Here is a 2,991-nt window from a genome sequence, read left to right on the forward strand (position 1 = left end):
ACCGAGCGAACGAAAAAGGCCCCTGCCAGCACCAAACCAAAAGTCAACCCCAACCCCACCAGCAAACTGGCCCATTCTTCAAAGCGAGACAAGCGCTTCGACTCACCGTATCCGCCTAAGCCCGCCTGAATGCCCCAATAACTGAGGGCGGTCAACAATCCCAAGGCCGCGTAGACATCCCAAGGCAAGAGCTGATGAGGACGCAAGCTGCGCAGCCAGTAGCCCGCCCCAAAGGCCAACCAAATACAAAGGCCATCGCCAAAACAGGCCAAGGGCACCCACAAACGATGCAGATCCAGACGAGTTTTATAGCCGCGTTCGGCCAAGGGTTATCTCCTTCGGCATCAAGACTGTTGACAATCTTACAGAAAAGATTGTGCATCTGAGGCTATTGGACAAGATCAGTGTTGACCAAAACTTGAATGGGTAGCCCTCACCAGATAATTCTATTGACGGCCCTTCCCAGCTTCAAAGGACTTCATGCTGCTGACACAAAATAAGTTCTTTAAGTAATTGGGATCCTCATCATGCAAGAGATAAAAATCCCTGTTGAGTGGGTTAAGTACCGTCGGAAAAGGCTGTTGTAGAAACTACCAGAATTGCAGACATTGGATGTCGAAACATGAGAGTTTAAGCAATGATCAAAGTGCAGTCTGAGAACAGCAATGATGACAGGATACTACGATTTCGTTGCCGGTCCGGCTACTGCCAGCAGAGATACACCAAAGGGCAGAGAAAACTTAGGTATCAGATAGGCTTCTGCAGCAAAAATACCCGTCAGCAGTCGATTGAGCCAAAGCGGCGGCATTTTCAGATCTTGGCTTTCCCTCAGGCGAAGCACTTTCTGCATTATGCGGATCCCTGAAATGATTAGGAAAAGAAAACTGTTGAAGAAAACAAGGGTATAAACTTCTAGACCTGAGCTTTTAAGCAACGACAAAAGTTGCCCGCGGGTATATCGTCTCTTGTGATGATTAAGCTCATCATGTAAACTCCACAGCCACGGATAAGCCGGAACAGTTACAACTAAGTAGCCAGATGGGGTTAACCTTTGACTGAGGGCTAGGAGAGCTTCTTTGTCATTCTCCAGATGCTCCAGCACATCCAGCAAAGCAATCAAATCAAATCGTTGAGAACCAAAGGGGATCCGGTTTGGCAACTCCCCCTCTGCCACGATCCCAATACCGCGAGCTTGGGCCAGCGGCAGTGCAATTTCACTCTTTTCCATAGCCCAAACTTTGCCAAATCTGGACAACATCTCCAGGTTGCCGCCGCTACCACAGCCAGCTTCCAAAATATAAGCAGAGGGGGGAAGCGACAGGGATCCAATAACCCGACTCAGAATGTGACGGCGACCCAAAAACCACCAATGCCGGTCTTCCAAGCCTGCCATTTGCTCATAAGCTTCGGGATCCATACCCGTAACCCAACAAAAGATCAAAAACAGGATTAGCCGCAGAAGGGGTTAGCAGAGCATATCTATCTAAACTAAGTTTAGGGGGATAATCGAGCCTTTCCCCAGCGATGCTTACGATACCAGGCCGCCACGTGGGGACACCACGCTTCAAAGTGGGGCCAAATCAGTTCACACAGATGTTGAATTTCTCGTTGAGCATCTTCTTTGGCTCGTAAATCCAAAAAATGCATTAGACTACGGCAATTGAAAGAGACCACGAAGTGTTGTCGGATCCCGTAGCCAATGATGTTACGGGCATCTTCATAGGGCAATCCGCACTCTTCTACCAGGCGATAATAAGCAATGGCCTGGCTGCGATATTGCGCAAGAATGATATCCAAAGCTTCGGGGGAGATGGGCCTAAAGCCTTGGCGGGTTTTGGCTTTGCCCTCCTTGACGCTGGCAGGAACGTAAAACAAAGTTTCCAGCTCTTGCAAAGACAAGGAGGACTCCGTCCCGCCACTGTGCTCCGCAATGTGCTCCGCACCGCTGTCGCGATAGGCCTCCGGCCCGCTGACGCGATCGCTGACGCAACCGTAGCCGGCCTCGCCAACAGGAGCAGCAGTCTCGGTTGTGCTCCGCACCGCTGACGCGAACAAGAGCTTTTTGCCCAAATCGGCAATTTGCTGGCCTGTATATCGGAAAGACTGAACATCGAAGGAAATTCCTACCCGATGAGTACGGGCCTGTTGCATGACAGCATGGGGAAAATAGCCTACCCCAAACGTGATCTGAGGATGCTCTAGAGGCCCATAGTGGCCACGGTTGCCCTCCAGCAAATGCCGCACCACGGCCTCTCCATACTTTTCCGGGATCCGGCTTTCTGAGGTGACAAAATCAGGGCTGTAATCCTGGTGCATTGCCTGGTAGATGACCCGTTCTGGATCTGGGGTTTGATTCAGCACCACAACTTGAAACAAAGCATCCACAGGCTGCATCCCCTAGTGCTTCGCACCGCATGTTAGGATTCTGAGATCCTTGTAAGATCATATTGGCAGCGGAGAACGCCAACGGCATTGGCCTGCTCCACCACAGAGCATATTCCCTATCTGCCCCCACCCTGAGGTATTCCTTAACTCAGTGTAAGGAGAAGAGAGACCGAAACACCTTGGCTATAGGAGCCTGCGAGCTCGAGTTTCCTCTGCCAGCACCAGGCTTAGGGCCGGATTGCTGCGCAACAATCCCGCTACATAGAGGGTATAGACTTTCCCCGCCTCCAGCTGCAGGTCAAACCGCTGCAGGGGAATGCTCCGGCTGGGAGCCGACTGCACACCTGGCGCGGAGGCTGAAGGGGCTATGGCCACTTGAATTTGGGTAAAGCCGGGGCGCATAGCTTGAAAGGTGGATACTTGTCCAAACGCCAACTGGGGCAGCAGTACCCGCCCTTGCTCCCCTTGCCATTGCAGGGCCGGCGCATCAGGGGCAGCGTGGACAAACCGCACCAGGGCTTGATCAAAGGGCGGATGGATGTTGTCTTCCAGCACCAGGGCCGTCATGCGACTCGGCTCGTTGGCAGCAACCACCGAGAATACTCC

General features: G+C 52.2%; 3 protein-coding genes and 1 pseudogene. All 4 read right to left on the bottom strand.

Annotation, left to right across the window (positions count from 1 at the left end):
• Positions 1-326, bottom strand: a pseudogene (locus NW837_RS06300) (sugar transferase); the annotation flags it as partial.
• Between the two features lie 353 nt (positions 327-679).
• Positions 680-1,417: a class I SAM-dependent methyltransferase gene (locus NW837_RS06305; protein ID WP_414329912.1), complete on the bottom strand. Its 738-nt coding sequence runs from the start codon at positions 1,415-1,417 to the stop codon at positions 680-682.
• A gap of 77 nt (positions 1,418-1,494) precedes the next feature.
• Positions 1,495-2,385 carry an FAD-dependent thymidylate synthase gene (locus tag NW837_RS06310; protein ID WP_414329914.1) on the bottom strand — a complete coding sequence of 297 codons (891 nt, stop codon included), beginning with the start codon at positions 2,383-2,385 and terminating at the stop codon, positions 1,495-1,497.
• Between the two features lie 183 nt (positions 2,386-2,568).
• The coding region (locus NW837_RS06315; protein ID WP_414329917.1) for a DUF4397 domain-containing protein at positions 2,569-2,991 on the bottom strand (423 nt) is incomplete at its 5' end.

This window comes from Synechococcus sp. R6-10 (genome assembly GCF_047461815.1).
Classification (GTDB): Bacteria; Cyanobacteriota; Cyanobacteriia; order Thermostichales; family Thermostichaceae; genus Thermostichus.

Excerpts from the sequence above, each read along its gene's own strand:
- NW837_RS06305 (WP_414329912.1), bottom strand. The coding sequence starts at position 1,417 with ATGGATCCCGAAGCTTATGAGCAAATGGCAGGCTTGGAAGACCGGCAT.